Source organism: Vibrio sp. KUL78, assembly GCF_059725505.1.
The window spans coordinates 3,557,291-3,570,487 of the sequence record NZ_AP045837.1 but is presented as its reverse complement, the minus strand read 5'-3'; the positions used below and the strand labels follow the sequence as shown (position 1 = coordinate 3,570,487).

Annotated in this window: 14 protein-coding genes and 2 pseudogenes; all 16 read left to right on the top strand. The window is 46.6% G+C overall.

Features of this window, described 5'->3' with window-relative positions; genetic code table 11:
* Positions 1 to 293 precede the first annotated feature (293 nt).
* The gene (locus AC6I8Y_RS16635) at positions 294 to 1,055 is read left to right on the top strand and encodes an amino acid ABC transporter substrate-binding protein (RefSeq protein ID WP_234494898.1); all 762 of its coding nucleotides are present in this window, start codon (positions 294 to 296) and stop codon (positions 1,053 to 1,055) included.
* A gap of 68 nt (positions 1,056 to 1,123) precedes the next feature.
* Positions 1,124 to 1,399 carry an ABC transporter permease subunit gene (locus tag AC6I8Y_RS16630; protein ID WP_498020584.1) on the top strand — a complete coding sequence of 92 codons (276 nt, stop codon included), beginning with the start codon at positions 1,124 to 1,126 and terminating at the stop codon, positions 1,397 to 1,399.
* Positions 1,296 to 1,796, top strand: a complete 501-nt coding sequence (locus tag AC6I8Y_RS16625; RefSeq protein WP_498021542.1) for an amino acid ABC transporter permease — start codon at positions 1,296 to 1,298, stop codon at positions 1,794 to 1,796. The genes AC6I8Y_RS16630 and AC6I8Y_RS16625 overlap by 104 nt, the downstream gene beginning before the upstream one ends.
* On the top strand, positions 1,793 to 2,527 hold the full coding sequence (locus AC6I8Y_RS16620; protein WP_394154544.1) for an amino acid ABC transporter ATP-binding protein: 735 nt from the start codon (positions 1,793 to 1,795) through the stop codon (positions 2,525 to 2,527). The genes AC6I8Y_RS16625 and AC6I8Y_RS16620 overlap by 4 nt, the downstream gene beginning before the upstream one ends.
* Positions 2,528 to 2,749: 222 nt before the next feature.
* A complete protein-coding gene (rpmH, locus tag AC6I8Y_RS16615; RefSeq protein WP_004400210.1) occupies positions 2,750 to 2,887 on the top strand; it encodes a 50S ribosomal protein L34 in 138 nt (45 codons plus the stop codon).
* Between the two features lie 9 nt (positions 2,888 to 2,896).
* Positions 2,897 to 3,253, top strand: coding sequence for a ribonuclease P protein component (gene rnpA, locus AC6I8Y_RS16610; protein WP_081936193.1), 357 nt, complete (start codon positions 2,897 to 2,899; stop codon positions 3,251 to 3,253).
* Positions 3,220 to 3,477, top strand: coding sequence for a membrane protein insertion efficiency factor YidD (yidD, locus tag AC6I8Y_RS16605; protein ID WP_081936191.1), 258 nt, complete (start codon positions 3,220 to 3,222; stop codon positions 3,475 to 3,477). The genes rnpA and yidD overlap by 34 nt, the downstream gene beginning before the upstream one ends.
* Before the next feature lie 2 nt (positions 3,478 to 3,479).
* A pseudogene (yidC, locus tag AC6I8Y_RS16600) lies at positions 3,480 to 5,103 on the top strand (membrane protein insertase YidC).
* Positions 5,104 to 5,211: 108 nt separating this feature from the next.
* Positions 5,212 to 6,573: a tRNA uridine-5-carboxymethylaminomethyl(34) synthesis GTPase MnmE gene (gene mnmE / locus AC6I8Y_RS16595; protein WP_498020583.1), complete on the top strand. Its 1,362-nt coding sequence runs from the start codon at positions 5,212 to 5,214 to the stop codon at positions 6,571 to 6,573.
* 70 nt (positions 6,574 to 6,643) lie between these two features.
* Positions 6,644 to 7,081 carry an FMN-binding protein MioC gene (mioC, locus tag AC6I8Y_RS16590; protein ID WP_042478127.1) on the top strand — a complete coding sequence of 146 codons (438 nt, stop codon included), beginning with the start codon at positions 6,644 to 6,646 and terminating at the stop codon, positions 7,079 to 7,081.
* A gap of 471 nt (positions 7,082 to 7,552) precedes the next feature.
* Complete coding sequence (mnmG, locus tag AC6I8Y_RS16585; protein ID WP_394154549.1) at positions 7,553 to 9,448, top strand: tRNA uridine-5-carboxymethylaminomethyl(34) synthesis enzyme MnmG; 1,896 nt, start codon at positions 7,553 to 7,555, stop codon at positions 9,446 to 9,448.
* Positions 9,445 to 10,077 carry a 16S rRNA (guanine(527)-N(7))-methyltransferase RsmG gene (gene rsmG, locus AC6I8Y_RS16580; protein WP_234494892.1) on the top strand — a complete coding sequence of 211 codons (633 nt, stop codon included), beginning with the start codon at positions 9,445 to 9,447 and terminating at the stop codon, positions 10,075 to 10,077. The genes mnmG and rsmG overlap by 4 nt, the downstream gene beginning before the upstream one ends.
* Positions 10,078 to 10,090: 13 nt before the next feature.
* The gene (locus AC6I8Y_RS16575; protein ID WP_498020582.1) at positions 10,091 to 10,864 is read left to right on the top strand and encodes a ParA family protein; all 774 of its coding nucleotides are present in this window, start codon (positions 10,091 to 10,093) and stop codon (positions 10,862 to 10,864) included.
* Positions 10,865 to 10,886: 22 nt separating this feature from the next.
* Positions 10,887 to 11,768 (top strand): ParB/RepB/Spo0J family partition protein, encoded by an 882-nt coding sequence (locus AC6I8Y_RS16570; RefSeq protein ID WP_128649111.1) that lies wholly within the window; start codon positions 10,887 to 10,889, stop codon positions 11,766 to 11,768.
* A gap of 190 nt (positions 11,769 to 11,958) precedes the next feature.
* The gene (locus AC6I8Y_RS16565; protein ID WP_042478120.1) at positions 11,959 to 12,348 is read left to right on the top strand and encodes a F0F1 ATP synthase subunit I; all 390 of its coding nucleotides are present in this window, start codon (positions 11,959 to 11,961) and stop codon (positions 12,346 to 12,348) included.
* An 8-nt stretch (positions 12,349 to 12,356) separates the two neighbouring features.
* Positions 12,357 to 13,161, top strand: a pseudogene (atpB, locus tag AC6I8Y_RS16560) (F0F1 ATP synthase subunit A).
* Positions 13,162 to 13,197: the final 36 nt, after the last annotated feature.

The following is a 13,197-nucleotide window of genomic DNA, read 5'->3' as shown; positions in this document are numbered from 1 at the left end:
CTAAGTTATTCACAATTTTTTCGGTTGATTTGGCTTGATCCGCACAAATTGCCCTGATTTTACTCACAAACGCATGCACAAAACACAGATCTACCCACAAAACCCGCAATATGATCTAACTTGTGTATAGATCCGTGTTCAAGCTGTCGTCGGTTTTGATCGCACACGTAATAAAGCTGTCGAAAAAGTCAGCGTTCAACCACGGATTTGTTATGGTTAATAACAACTCGTTATTTAACTTATCGACAGCTTTACCAGTAACATCCCTCTCCATAAATAGAAGGAGTAGTAAAATGAAAAACTGGATTAAAGGTCTATTAACCGCCTTGGCGCTTTCTGCAACCGTATCTCAAGCAGCTTATGCTGCTACTCAAGAAGTGAAAGTCGGCATGTCTGGTCGCTACTTCCCATTTACGTTTGTTAAGCAAGACAAGTTACAAGGGTTTGAAGTCGACCTTTGGGACGAAATTGGTCGCCGTAACGACTACAAGGTAGAGTATGTGACCGCAAACTTCTCAGGTTTGTTTGGTTTGCTTGAGACGGGTCGTATCGACACCATCTCTAACCAGATCACCATGACCGATGCACGTAAAGCGAAATATCTATTTGCAGACCCATACGTGATTGATGGTGCACAGATTACCGTTCGCAAAGGTAATGACAGCATTCAAGGTATTGAAGACCTCGCGGGTAAAACTGTGGCGGTAAACCTGGGTTCTAACTTTGAGCAGTTGCTACGTAGCTACGATAAAGACAACAAAATCAATGTTAAAACCTACGACACAGGTATTGAACACGATGTTGCTCTTGGTCGCGCCGATGCGTTCGTGATGGATCGTCTATCTGCACTTGAGCTTATCAAGAAGACAGGTCTGCCACTGCAGCTAGCAGGCGAACCGTTTGAAACGATTGAAAACGCATGGCCATTTGTGAACAACGAAAAAGGTCTAAAGCTGCAACAAGAAGTTAACGAAGCACTGTCTGACATGCGTGCAGATGGTACGCTAGCGAAAATCTCTGAGAAGTGGTTTGGCGCAGACATCACTAAAAAGTAAGTGATCACTATTGTTACGCCCACTACGCTTGGTAGTGGGCGTTTGTTTTTCTAGAAGTTGGTAACGTTATGGGATTTGATTTTCAATACATGCTGGAGCTGATGCCGATACTGCTCAAGTATCTCGGCACCACAATGGAAATGGCAGTCTGGGGATTGTTTTTTTCACTGATTCTTGCGGTTTTTTTAGCGAATATTCGTGTTTTCAAGATCCCTGTTCTCGATCAGCTCAGTCAGCTTTATATTAGCTTTTTCCGCGGCACCCCACTTTTGGTGCAGCTGTTTTTGCTTTTACTACGGTCTACCACAAATTTTCCCATGGATGGTTGGACTGAATGCGTTTAGTGCGGCCGTCATCGGTTTAACGCTCCACTTCGCCGCTTACATGGCAGAAAGTATTCGTGCAGCCATCATCGGCATTGATCGCAGCCAGATGGAAGCGAGCTTGTCTGTGGGTATGACGACCAGCCAAGCCATGCGCCGTATTATTCTGCCGCAGGCGACTCGTGTCGCATTACCGTCGCTGATGAACTATTTCATCGACATGATCAAATCGACGTCGTTGGCCTTTACGCTCGGCGTGGCTGAAATCATGGCCAAGGCTCAAATGGAGGCGTCATCCAGCTTCCGCTTCTTTGAGGCCTTCTTGGCAGTGGCTCTGATCTACTGGGGCGTGGTGTTAGTGCTTACTCGCGTGCAACTGTGGGCTGAACAAAGATTGAACAAGGCATACCAACGATGATTAAACTGGAAAATATCCACAAGCAGTTTGGCGATACAGAAGTCCTAAAAGGTATCGATATTGATATCAAACAAGGGGAAATCATCGTCATTATCGGCTCAAGCGGCACCGGAAAATCGACGCTGCTGCGCTGCGTAAATTTTCTTGAGCAAGCAGACGAAGGCACAATCACTATTGATGATGTAAAGGTCGATTGCCAAAGTCATACTAAAGCCGAAGTATTAGCCCTGCGCCGTAAAACCGGCTTTGTATTCCAGAACTACGCGCTGTTTGCGCACATGACGGCGCGTCAGAACATCGCTGAGGGTCTGATTACCGTAAAAGGTTGGAAAAAAGACCAAGCACTTGAAAAAGCGCAACAAATTCTCGATGACATCGGTCTAGGCGATAAAGGGGATCAATACCCTGCCTCCCTATCCGGTGGACAGCAACAACGGGTCGGTATTGGCCGCGCTATGGCGCTCCAACCAGAACTGTTGCTCTTCGATGAACCAACTTCAGCACTCGATCCTGAGTGGGTTGGTGAAGTACTTAACCTTATGAAAAAGCTCGCAACTCAGCATCAAACCATGTTGGTTGTGACTCATGAAATGCAGTTTGCTAAAGAGGTCGCTGATCGAGTGATCTTCATGGCTAACGGCCATATCGTGGAACAAGGGACGCCAGAGCAGATATTCAATGATCCACAGGATATCCAACTTAAAAAATTCCTAAATCAGGTTGGGATCTGATAATGATCCTTGCGCTCTAGCTCACAAAAAGTATAATTCGCCGGCTGGAATTGAAGTTGAACTGATTATTGACTCTTGACGAGTCAGTGATTACAATTCCGCCTCTTTGTTGAGAGGCGTCGGATTTCCTCTCTATCTCTATATAGAGAAAGAAGACGGGAAATATGTCCCACGCCGGGTTCAACGAGAACCTAAAACTACTGATCAGTAAAGGTAATAACCATGTCTAAACGCACTTTTCAACCTTCAGTTCTAAAGCGCAAGCGTACTCACGGTTTCCGTGCTCGCATGGCGACTAAGAACGGTCGTAAAGTAATTAACGCACGTCGTGCTAAAGGCCGTGCTCGCCTTTCAAAATAATCTTCTATTTTGAAAAAGCATGCCTTTATTCGGGAGTTACGTTTGTTAACTCCCGAGCATTACCAAAATGTATTTAAGCAAGCTCACCGAGCTGGCTCCCCCCATTTCACCATCATTGCCCGCAAAAACTCGCTATCACATCCTCGCCTTGGCCTAGCGGTTCCTAAAAAGCAGATTAAAACAGCTGTCGGCAGAAACCACTTCAAGCGTTTGGTACGTGAAAGTTTTCGTAACAAACAACACGAGCTTCCAAGCAAAGATTTTGTTGTAATTGCGAAAAAGAGTGCGCAAACTCTCAGCAATGACGAAATGTTCAAACTTCTAGATAAGCTATGGCATCGCCTGTCTCGCCCCTCGCGTGGTTAGCTATTGGTCTCGTCTATCTGTATAGATGGGTCATCAGTCCTCTTATTGGGCCACGTTGTCGGTTCAACCCAACTTGCTCTCTTTATGCAATAGAAGCCCTTAAAGCTCACGGTTTTGTAAAAGGGTGTTGGTTATCAGGCAAACGTCTATTAAAATGCCATCCTTTGAATGAAGGGGGTTTTGACCCCGTACCACCAGCCCAAAAACAAGACAGAGATAAATAACGATGGATTCTCAACGTAATATTCTGTTAATCGGCTTGGCATTGGTTTCTTTTTTTGCTGTTCCAACAATGGCAATCGTACAAGAACCCAGCACCAGTTCCGACTCAGCAGACGCAAAGCAGTACTCTACCTGCGCCATCTTTCGCTGATGAGCATGATCCTGCACCAGGCCACACACAAGCGGCCGCAGATAAAATCATCACAGTGAAAACCGACGTACTGACCCTAGGTGTGACAACTGTGGGTGGTGATGTTGTTACCGCAAACCTAAACGAGTACGCAACCGAGTTGGAATCTAGCGACCCGTTTGAGCTACTAAAAGACTCACAGGGTCACCAGTTTATTGCTCAAAGTGGTCTAGTAGGCCCTCAAGGTATCGACCTAAGCAGCACTAGCCGTCCGGCTTACACTGTATCTGCTGACAGCTTCACGCTAGCAGATGGTCAAGACGAACTGCGTGTACCGATGACATTCGAAGCGAATGGCATTGCTTACACCAAAACCTTCATTCTAAAACGTGGCCACTACGACATTGATGTTGAATACACTGTAGACAACAACTCTGGTCAAAACGCGACGTTCGGCATGTACGCTCACCTTCGTCAAAATCTTCAAGACAAAGGCGGCAGCATCACAATGCCAACCTACAATGGCGGTGCTTACTCAACTCAAGACACTCGCTATAAAAAATACAGCTTCGACGATATGCAAGATCGCAACCTGTCTCTTAACCTGACTGACGGTCAAGGTTGGGCAGCGATGATCCAGCACTACTTCGCAGCAGCGTGGATCCCACGTGAAGCACCAGGTACTAACCTTTACACTCGTGTGATTGGTAACCTAGGTGATATCGGTGTTCGCATGCCAAACACGACGATTGCCGATGGTCAAGCAGCGACGCTAAAAGCAACGCTTTGGGCTGGTCCTAAACTGCAAAGCGAGATGGCTGAAGTCGCGCCAAACCTAGACCTAGTAGTAGACTACGGCTGGCTATGGTTCATTGCGAAACCACTTCACACACTACTGTCGTTCATTCAAGGTATTGTGGTTAACTGGGGTCTGGCAATCATCTGTTTGACCTTCATCGTTCGTGGTGCGATGTACCCACTAACGAAAGCGCAGTACACCTCGATGGCGAAAATGCGTATGCTTCAGCCTAAGCTGCAAGCAATGCGTGAGCGTATTGGCGACGACCGTCAGCGCATGAGCCAAGAGATGATGGAACTGTACAAGAAAGAGAAAGTGAACCCATTGGGTGGCTGTCTACCAATCTTGCTTCAGATGCCTATCTTCATCGCTCTGTACTGGGCACTAATGGAATCGGTTGAGCTTCGTCACTCACCATTCTTTGGTTGGATTCATGACCTTTCAGCTCAGGACCCATACTACATCCTGCCTCTACTAATGGGTGCAAGTATGTTCCTGATCCAGAAGATGAGCCCGACGACAGTAACGGATCCAATGCAGCAGAAGATCATGACCTTTATGCCGGTTATGTTCACCTTCTTCTTCCTATGGTTCCCATCAGGTCTGGTTCTATACTGGTTGGTATCGAACATAGTGACGCTTATCCAGCAAACGCTGATTTATCGAGCGCTCGAGAAAAAAGGTCTGCACTCTAAGTAGTCCAAACGAATCGTAAACGAATTCGAATAAATAAAGGCGGCCTAAGTGGTCGCCTTTTTCATTGTCCATGATTACAATTTGGCTAAAGCACGGCGAATAGGCAATACAATGACAACAGATACAATTGTGGCTCAAGCTACAGCCCCAGGCCGCGGTGGCGTGGGTATCATTCGCGTTTCAGGCCCTATGGCTCAAGAAGTCGCACAGCAAGTAACAGGCAAAACACTCAAGCCTCGCTACGCTGACTATCTCCCATTTAAAGATGAAAATGGCAGCGAGTTGGACCAAGGTATTGCGCTGTACTTCCCTAACCCGCACTCTTTTACGGGTGAAGATGTTCTTGAACTCCAAGGTCACGGCGGCCCTGTCGTCATGGATATGTTGATTAAGCGTATTCTCTCTATCCCTGGCGTTCGTCCTGCCAGACCGGGTGAGTTCAGTGAGCGCGCGTTTCTCAACGATAAGATGGACCTGACGCAAGCAGAAGCGATCGCCGATCTCATCGATGCAAGCTCAGAAGAAGCGGCAAAATCAGCACTGCAATCGCTGCAGGGTCAGTTCTCTAAACGTATTCAAGTGCTAGTGGAATCCCTTATCCATCTGCGTATCTATGTTGAAGCAGCGATCGATTTCCCAGAAGAAGAGATCGACTTCCTCGCCGACGGTAAGGTCGCTGGCGACCTACAAACCATCATTGATAATCTCGATTCAGTGCGCAAAGAAGCCAACCAAGGCGCGATTATGCGTGAAGGTATGAAAGTGGTTATCGCGGGACGTCCAAACGCTGGTAAATCCAGCCTGCTCAATACCCTGTCAGGTAAAGAGTCTGCCATTGTGACCGACATAGCCGGAACCACACGTGATGTTCTGCGTGAGCACATCCATATCGACGGTATGCCACTGCACATTATTGATACCGCGGGTCTTCGTGATGCCTCTGATGAGGTTGAGAAAATTGGTATTGAGCGCGCGTGGGAAGAAATTGAACAAGCCGATCGCGTGCTGTTCATGGTAGACGGCACCACCACCGATGCGACCGATCCAAAAGAGATTTGGCCAGACTTCATTGATCGCTTACCTGAATCGATCGGCATCACCGTGATCCGCAACAAAGTCGATGAAACTGGGGAAACTCTAGGGATCTGCCATGTGAATGATCCGACTCTGATTCGTCTCTCGGCACGCACGGGTGAAGGCGTCCCTGCACTTCGTGAGCATCTTAAGTCTATCATGGGCTTCTCTGGTGCTAATGAAGGCGGCTTTATGGCACGTCGTCGCCACCTTGACGCCCTAGAGCGTGCAGCGGAGCATCTGGATATTGGTCAACAACAATTAGAAGGCTATATGGCCGGCGAAATCTTGGCGGAAGAGCTGCGCATAGCCCAGCAGCACTTGAACGAGATCACCGGTGAGTTTAGCTCTGACGATCTACTTGGACGTATCTTCTCCTCTTTCTGTATTGGTAAGTAAGTGAGCTTAGCGTTAACGGCAGACGCTAAGGAAGTCGTTGACTGGCAATATTAGTAAATAAGGAATATTAATGATTCATATCATCACAGGCAGTACGCTCGGCGGCGCGGAGTATGTGGGAGACCACCTTAGTGACTTGTTCATCGAGCAAGGTCTTGAGACAACCATCCACAACCAGCCTGAGTTATCAGACATACCGGCAGAAGGAACCTGGCTGGTCATCACGTCTACACATGGTGCGGGTGACTATCCAGACAATATTCAGCCTTTTATCGCAGCACTCCAGGCAACCCCTCCTCGCATGTCAAACGTGAAGTTTGCCGTGGTAGGAATTGGCGACTCTAGCTATGACACCTTCTGCGCAGCAGGCAAGCATGCGTTTTCACTGCTGGAAGATATCGGCGGCACACCATTAACTGACTGTCTAGAGATCGACATTCTTAACGATCCCGTTCCAGAAGATGCAGCAGAAGTATGGCTAAATGAGCATATGGCGAAGTTTCAGTAGCGAAACCTATTGCTTAAAAGGCGGCGTAAGCCGCTTTTTTTATGCCTGTGAGTAACTTTTTTTCTGGCTCAAGGTCATTTGAACACTATTTAACCTGTCAAACTGTGGATAAAACATGATCTTTTCGGTGAAAAACCTATATTTATCCAAAGAACAAGTTTTGATCACCCTGAGCCTTGTGTATAACATTCCTTTTTGATCCCAACTAATACAGTCTCAGATCAACACTAGATCACAACAAGCGATCTCAAAAAGATCCATGGTATTGTTGATCATTTTTGAGTTATCCACAGATATCGTGGATCCTAATAATAGATCTAATAAAAGATCATATATATAGATCTTATCTTTATATTCTTATTTCTTAGATCCAAAATGTTTTAAAAGCGATTTTCTCAATACCAGAAAAGCGGTAGAATACCGCTCCTTTTGGTTTGTCTATTTCTATCGATTGAATACTGAGGTCGGTTCATGCTTTATCACGAAACATTTGACGTCATCGTTGTAGGTGGCGGACATGCAGGAACGGAAGCCGCACTCGCATCTGCTCGTACAGGGCAAAAAACACTTCTGCTAACGCACAATATTGATACTCTGGGTCAGATGTCATGTAACCCAGCTATTGGTGGCATCGGCAAAGGGCACCTAGTAAAAGAAGTGGATGCTATGGGTGGTCTAATGGCAGAGGCCATCGATCATGCTGGTATTCAGTTCCGCACGTTAAATGCGTCTAAAGGTCCAGCGGTACGTGCTACTCGTGCACAAGCAGACCGTGCACTGTACAAAGCGTACGTACGTCACGCACTAGAAAACGCGCCGAATCTGACCTTATTCCAACAGTCGGTAGATGATTTGATCGTCGAACAAGATCAAGTGCGCGGTGTCGTAACGGAAATGGGACTTAAGTTCCACGCTAAATCCGTGGTACTAACAGTTGGCACCTTCCTTGGTGGTAAGATCCACATCGGTATGGAAAGTTCATCCGGTGGTCGCATGGGGGATCAGCCGTCTATCGCGCTTGCCCATCGTCTTCGTGAGTTACCATTTAGAGTGGATCGCCTTAAGACAGGTACCCCACCACGTATCGATGCACGTAGTGTTAATTTCTCTGAGTTAGAGGTACAACACGGTGATAACCCAACACCTGTGTTCTCGTTCTTGGGGCAGCGCACACAGCATCCAACTCAGATTCCATGTTTTATCACGCACACCAACGAAAGCACTCATGAAGTGATTCGTAACAACCTAGATCGCAGCCCAATGTACGCCGGCGTGATCGAAGGTATTGGTCCGCGCTATTGTCCGTCTATCGAAGATAAGGTCATGCGCTTTGCGGATAAAAATAGTCATCAAATTTTCATTGAGCCAGAAGGCTTAACGACACATGAATTGTATCCAAATGGCATCTCGACGAGCTTGCCGTTCGACGTACAGGTTCAGATCGTTCGCTCGATGAAAGGCTTTGAAAATGCACATATCGTTCGTCCAGGTTACGCCATTGAGTACGATTTCTTCGATCCTCGTGACCTAAAACAGACCTACGAAACCAAATTTATTTCTGGTTTGTTCTTTGCTGGACAAATCAATGGCACCACAGGTTACGAAGAAGCCGCTGCTCAAGGTTTGATGGCCGGTCTGAATGCGAGCTTGTTCTCGCAAGGCAAAGAAGGCTGGAGCCCGCGTCGCGATCAGGCATACATGGGTGTATTGATTGACGACCTATCAACGATGGGCACGAAAGAACCATACCGTATGTTTACCTCTCGTGCAGAATATCGACTTCTGCTGCGCGAAGATAACGCTGACATTCGTCTAACGGAACACGCGCACCAACTTGGTCTTATCGATGAGCAGCGCTGGAGCCGCTTTAACGAGAAGATGGAGAACATGGCGCAAGAGCGTCAGCGTCTGAAAGAAACGTGGATTAACCCTAAGTCGGAAGGTGTTGAGGCGCTAAATGCCTTGCTAAAAACCCCGATTTCTCGTGAGGCCAGCGGTGAAGATCTATTGCGTCGCCCGGAGCTAACCTACTCGCAACTGACCGCGCTTGATGCCTTTGGTCCTGCTCTAGAAGATCAACAAGCGAGTGAGCAGGTAGAGATCCAAGTGAAATACGAAGGTTATATCCAAAGACAGCAAGACGAGATCGAAAAATCGCTGCGTCATGAAAATACTAAGATCCCAGCGGATCTCGATTACAGCGATGTTAAAGGATTATCTAACGAGGTAGTGGCGAAGCTGAGTGAAGCCAAGCCTGAAACTATCGGTATTGCGTCCCGTATTTCTGGTATTACTCCAGCGGCAATCTCAATCTTGCTAGTCTATTTGAAGAAGCAAGGTGTGCTTAAAAAAGGTGAAGCTGCGTGAGCAACCTAAGAACAAAACTTGATCAACTCATTGCGGAGACCTCACTAGAGGTCTCTGAACTTCAACGTGAACAGCTCGTAGGCTACGTTCAGCTTCTCGATAAGTGGAACAAAGCCTACAACCTCACGTCAGTGCGCCACCCTGAAGATATGTTAGTGAAACATATTCTTGATAGCATCATCGTCGGTGAGCATATTGAAGGCGAACGCTTTATTGATGTCGGTACAGGCCCTGGATTGCCTGGCGTTCCTCTTGCCATCATGAACCCAACCAAGTCATTTACCTTGTTGGATAGTCTTGGCAAGCGAATTCGATTCATAAAGCAGGTTGCGCACGAACTGAAGATAAAAAATGTCAGCCCAGTCCAATCTCGAGTGGAAGAATTTGACGCAGGAGAAGGCTTTGATGGAGTATTGAGTCGTGCATTTGCGTCAATGACAGACATGGTGAACTGGTGTGAACATTTACCAAAACCACAGTCTGGTCGCTTTTATGCTCTAAAGGGTCAGCTTCACGAACAGGAGATCGCCGAATTACCGTCATGGTGTTCTGTGATCGAAATCAAACCTTTGCAAGTTCCTGAGTTGGAAGGTGACCGTCATCTTGTAATCTTATCCAAGAAAGGATAACGGAGAGCTTGTCGTGGGAAAAATTGTCGCTATCGCGAACCAAAAAGGTGGGGTTGGGAAGACTACCACGTGTATTAACTTAGCTGCCTCGATGGCAGCGACAAAGCGTAAAGTGTTAGTGATTGACCTTGACCCTCAAGGCAATGCGACAATGGCCAGCGGTGTTGATAAGTACCAAGTTGAAACAACTGCTTACGATTTACTGGTCGATGAGCTACCTTTTGACCAAGTTGTGTGCACCGATACCTCGGGCCAATTTGATCTAATTGCTGCGAACGGGGACGTAACTGCAGCGGAAATCAAGCTTATGGAGGTGTTTGCGCGCGAAGTTCGGCTAAAACACGCATTAGCGCCAATCCGTGATAACTATGATTTCATCTTTATCGATTGTCCTCCCTCTTTGAACCTACTTACAATTAATGCGATGGCTGCAGCAGACTCTGTGCTCGTGCCGATGCAGTGTGAGTATTTCGCGCTTGAAGGTCTGACCGCACTGATGGATACCATCAGTAAGCTGGCCGCGGTGGTGAATGAGGATCTTAAGATCGAAGGTTTGCTTCGAACTATGTATGACCCTCGCAACCGTCTGGCGAATGAAGTATCGGAACAATTGAAAAAACACTTCGGCGACAAAGTCTACCGAACCGTTATCCCTAGGAACGTCCGCCTCGCTGAGGCTCCTAGCCATGGCAAGCCTGCAATGTACTACGACAAGTATTCTGCAGGGGCGAAAGCGTATTTAGCGTTGGCTGGTGAGATGCTACGACGAGAAGAAGTAACGGCTTAACGCTCTTAAGGAAAAAGATTCAATGTCTAAACGTGGTTTAGGGAAGGGACTAGACGCACTGCTGTCGACTAGTTCGCTTGCACGAGAAAAACAGCAGGTTGCGACTCAAAGTCAGACACTCTCTACCGATGGAGAGTTGACTGAACTTTCAATTAACAGCCTTCGTCCAGGTATCTATCAGCCAAGAAAAGATATGGCACCTGAAGCTCTGGAAGAACTGGCTGCATCCATCCAATCTCAAGGCATCATCCAACCGATTGTTGTCAGAAATGTCGGACACGATCAGTTTGAGATCATTGCGGGCGAGCGCCGTTGGCGCGCGGCACGACAAGCGGGTCTGAAAGTGGTCCCTTGCCTCGTGAAAAATGTTCAAGATCGTGCGGCCGTTGCCATGGCATTAATCGAGAATATTCAGCGCGAAGATCTTAACGCGATTGAAGAGGCACAGGCACTCGAGCGATTGCAAGATGAGTTTGAGCTTACCCACCAGCAAGTCGCTGATGTGATTGGTAAGTCTCGCACGGCAGTCAGTAACTTGCTGCGTTTGAATCAGTTAGAAACTCCCGTGAAGAAGCTTGTTGAAACCAAGCAAATCGATATGGGTCACGCACGTGCACTATTGGCACTTGAAGGTGAGGTTCAGTGTGAGATCGCACAGACTGTGGCGAACAAGCAATTGACCGTCAGACAAACTGAAGATTTGGTAAAAAAATGCTTAAAACCGAACTCTTCAGAGAAAAAACAGTCTGAAGACCGTGATGCACAAGAAATTTCCCAAAGGTTGAGCGAAAAACTTGGGGCTAAAGTTTCTTTGACAAGAAACGCGAGTGGAAAGTCAAAGGTAACGATAAGTCTTGATGAACCTCACAAATTGGAGCAACTTATTGCCAAGCTTGAGAGCTAAATGAGATAATTGATGTAGGTCAATTATTGATAAATGATAAATTTGTGCGAAAGTTATGGTTTTGTGAATGAAAGTATGTCTTTTTGATGCACTTTGATTGCAATAACTTTGGTAGAAAGTATAATTTTCGCCAATCTCCCAGCACAGTAGTTATTAGGTGCAAAGTGGATAGAACTAAAGGTAAGAATACATGGTAGCGGCATTAGCGAGACCAGGACGAGCGCTTGCAAAGCGATTGTTACTGATTCAAGCGGGTGCGGTTGCGTTAGTAGCTGTTGGGATGACAGTGGCTGTAAATGCTGAGTGGGGAATTTCAGCGCTCATTGGTGGTGGCAGTTTTGTTATTGCTAATGCTGTTTTTGCGTTGTGCGCATTTCTGTTTAGTGGGGCTCGTGCAGCGAAGAAAGTTGCCGCGTCTTTCTATGCGGGTATCGCCCTGAAAATCCTTATTATAGCCTCCCTATTCTCAATAGCTTACATGTATATTCAGGTGGAAGTGATTCCTCTGAATCTCACATTTTTACTGGTCGTCTTAATTAACCTTATGGCTCCAGTAATTTTCGTTAACAACAAAAAATAGGATGAGTTATGGCTGCGCCAGGTGAAGCGCTAACATCGGCCGGATACATCACTCACCACTTGACCAACCTTTCTTTAGGAAAGCTAGGTTTAGTGGACGAGTCGAGTTTCTGGAACGTACATATCGATAGCCTGTTTTTTTCTCTGCTAACTGGTTTGGTATTCCTTTGGATATTCCGTTCAGTAGCAAAGAAAGCAACAGCTGGTGTGCCGGGCAAGCTGCAGTGTTTTGTTGAGATGATCGTGGAATTCGTTGACGAAAACGTCAAGGGATACGTTTCATGGACGCAACGCACTCATCGCGCCCCTAGCACTAACTATCTTCTGTTGGGTATTCCTAATGAACTTGATGGACTTAGTGCCTATCGATTTCATTCCTTACCCTGCAGAGCAAATGGGTATCCCTTACTTGAAAGTGGTGCCTACTACTGATGTCAATATCACGATGGCTATGGCACTAGGTGTTTTTGCTCTGATGATCTACTACAGCATCAAAGTAAAAGGTCTAGTTGGCTTTACAAAAGAGTTGACCCTACACCCGTTTAATACCCCAATCATGATTCCATTTAACATGCTTATCGAAGTTGTGTCTTTGCTTTCAAAGCCACTTTCACTTGGTATGCGTCTGTTCGGTAACATGTTTGCGGGCGAGGTGGTCTTCATCCTTTGTGCGGCAATGCTACCATGGTATTTACAATGGATGGGCTCACTACCATGGGCGATATTCCATATTCTAGTAATAACGATTCAAGCCTTCGTGTTTATGATGCTAACGATTGTTTATCTATCAATGGCACACGAAGACAGTCATTAATTTTAACGCGTTTTATTTAGGCAAATTTAAGCCAAC

Bases quoted from the DNA above. Each gene is read 5' to 3' on its own strand.
- AC6I8Y_RS16635 (WP_234494898.1), top strand. From the start codon at position 294: ATGAAAAACTGGATTAAAGGTCTATTAACCGCCTTGGCGCTTTCTGCA.
- AC6I8Y_RS16630 (WP_498020584.1), top strand. From the start codon at position 1,124: ATGGGATTTGATTTTCAATACATGCTGGAGCTGATGCCGATACTGCTC.
- AC6I8Y_RS16620 (WP_394154544.1), top strand. From the start codon at position 1,793: ATGATTAAACTGGAAAATATCCACAAGCAGTTTGGCGATACAGAAGTC.
- rpmH (WP_004400210.1), top strand. From the start codon at position 2,750: ATGTCTAAACGCACTTTTCAACCTTCAGTTCTAAAGCGCAAGCGTACT.
- yidD (WP_081936191.1), top strand. From the start codon at position 3,220: ATGGCATCGCCTGTCTCGCCCCTCGCGTGGTTAGCTATTGGTCTCGTC.
- mnmE (WP_498020583.1), top strand. From the start codon at position 5,212: ATGACAACAGATACAATTGTGGCTCAAGCTACAGCCCCAGGCCGCGGT.
- mioC (WP_042478127.1), top strand. From the start codon at position 6,644: ATGATTCATATCATCACAGGCAGTACGCTCGGCGGCGCGGAGTATGTG.
- mnmG (WP_394154549.1), top strand. From the start codon at position 7,553: ATGCTTTATCACGAAACATTTGACGTCATCGTTGTAGGTGGCGGACAT.
- AC6I8Y_RS16570 (WP_128649111.1), top strand. From the start codon at position 10,887: ATGTCTAAACGTGGTTTAGGGAAGGGACTAGACGCACTGCTGTCGACT.
- AC6I8Y_RS16565 (WP_042478120.1), top strand. From the start codon at position 11,959: ATGGTAGCGGCATTAGCGAGACCAGGACGAGCGCTTGCAAAGCGATTG.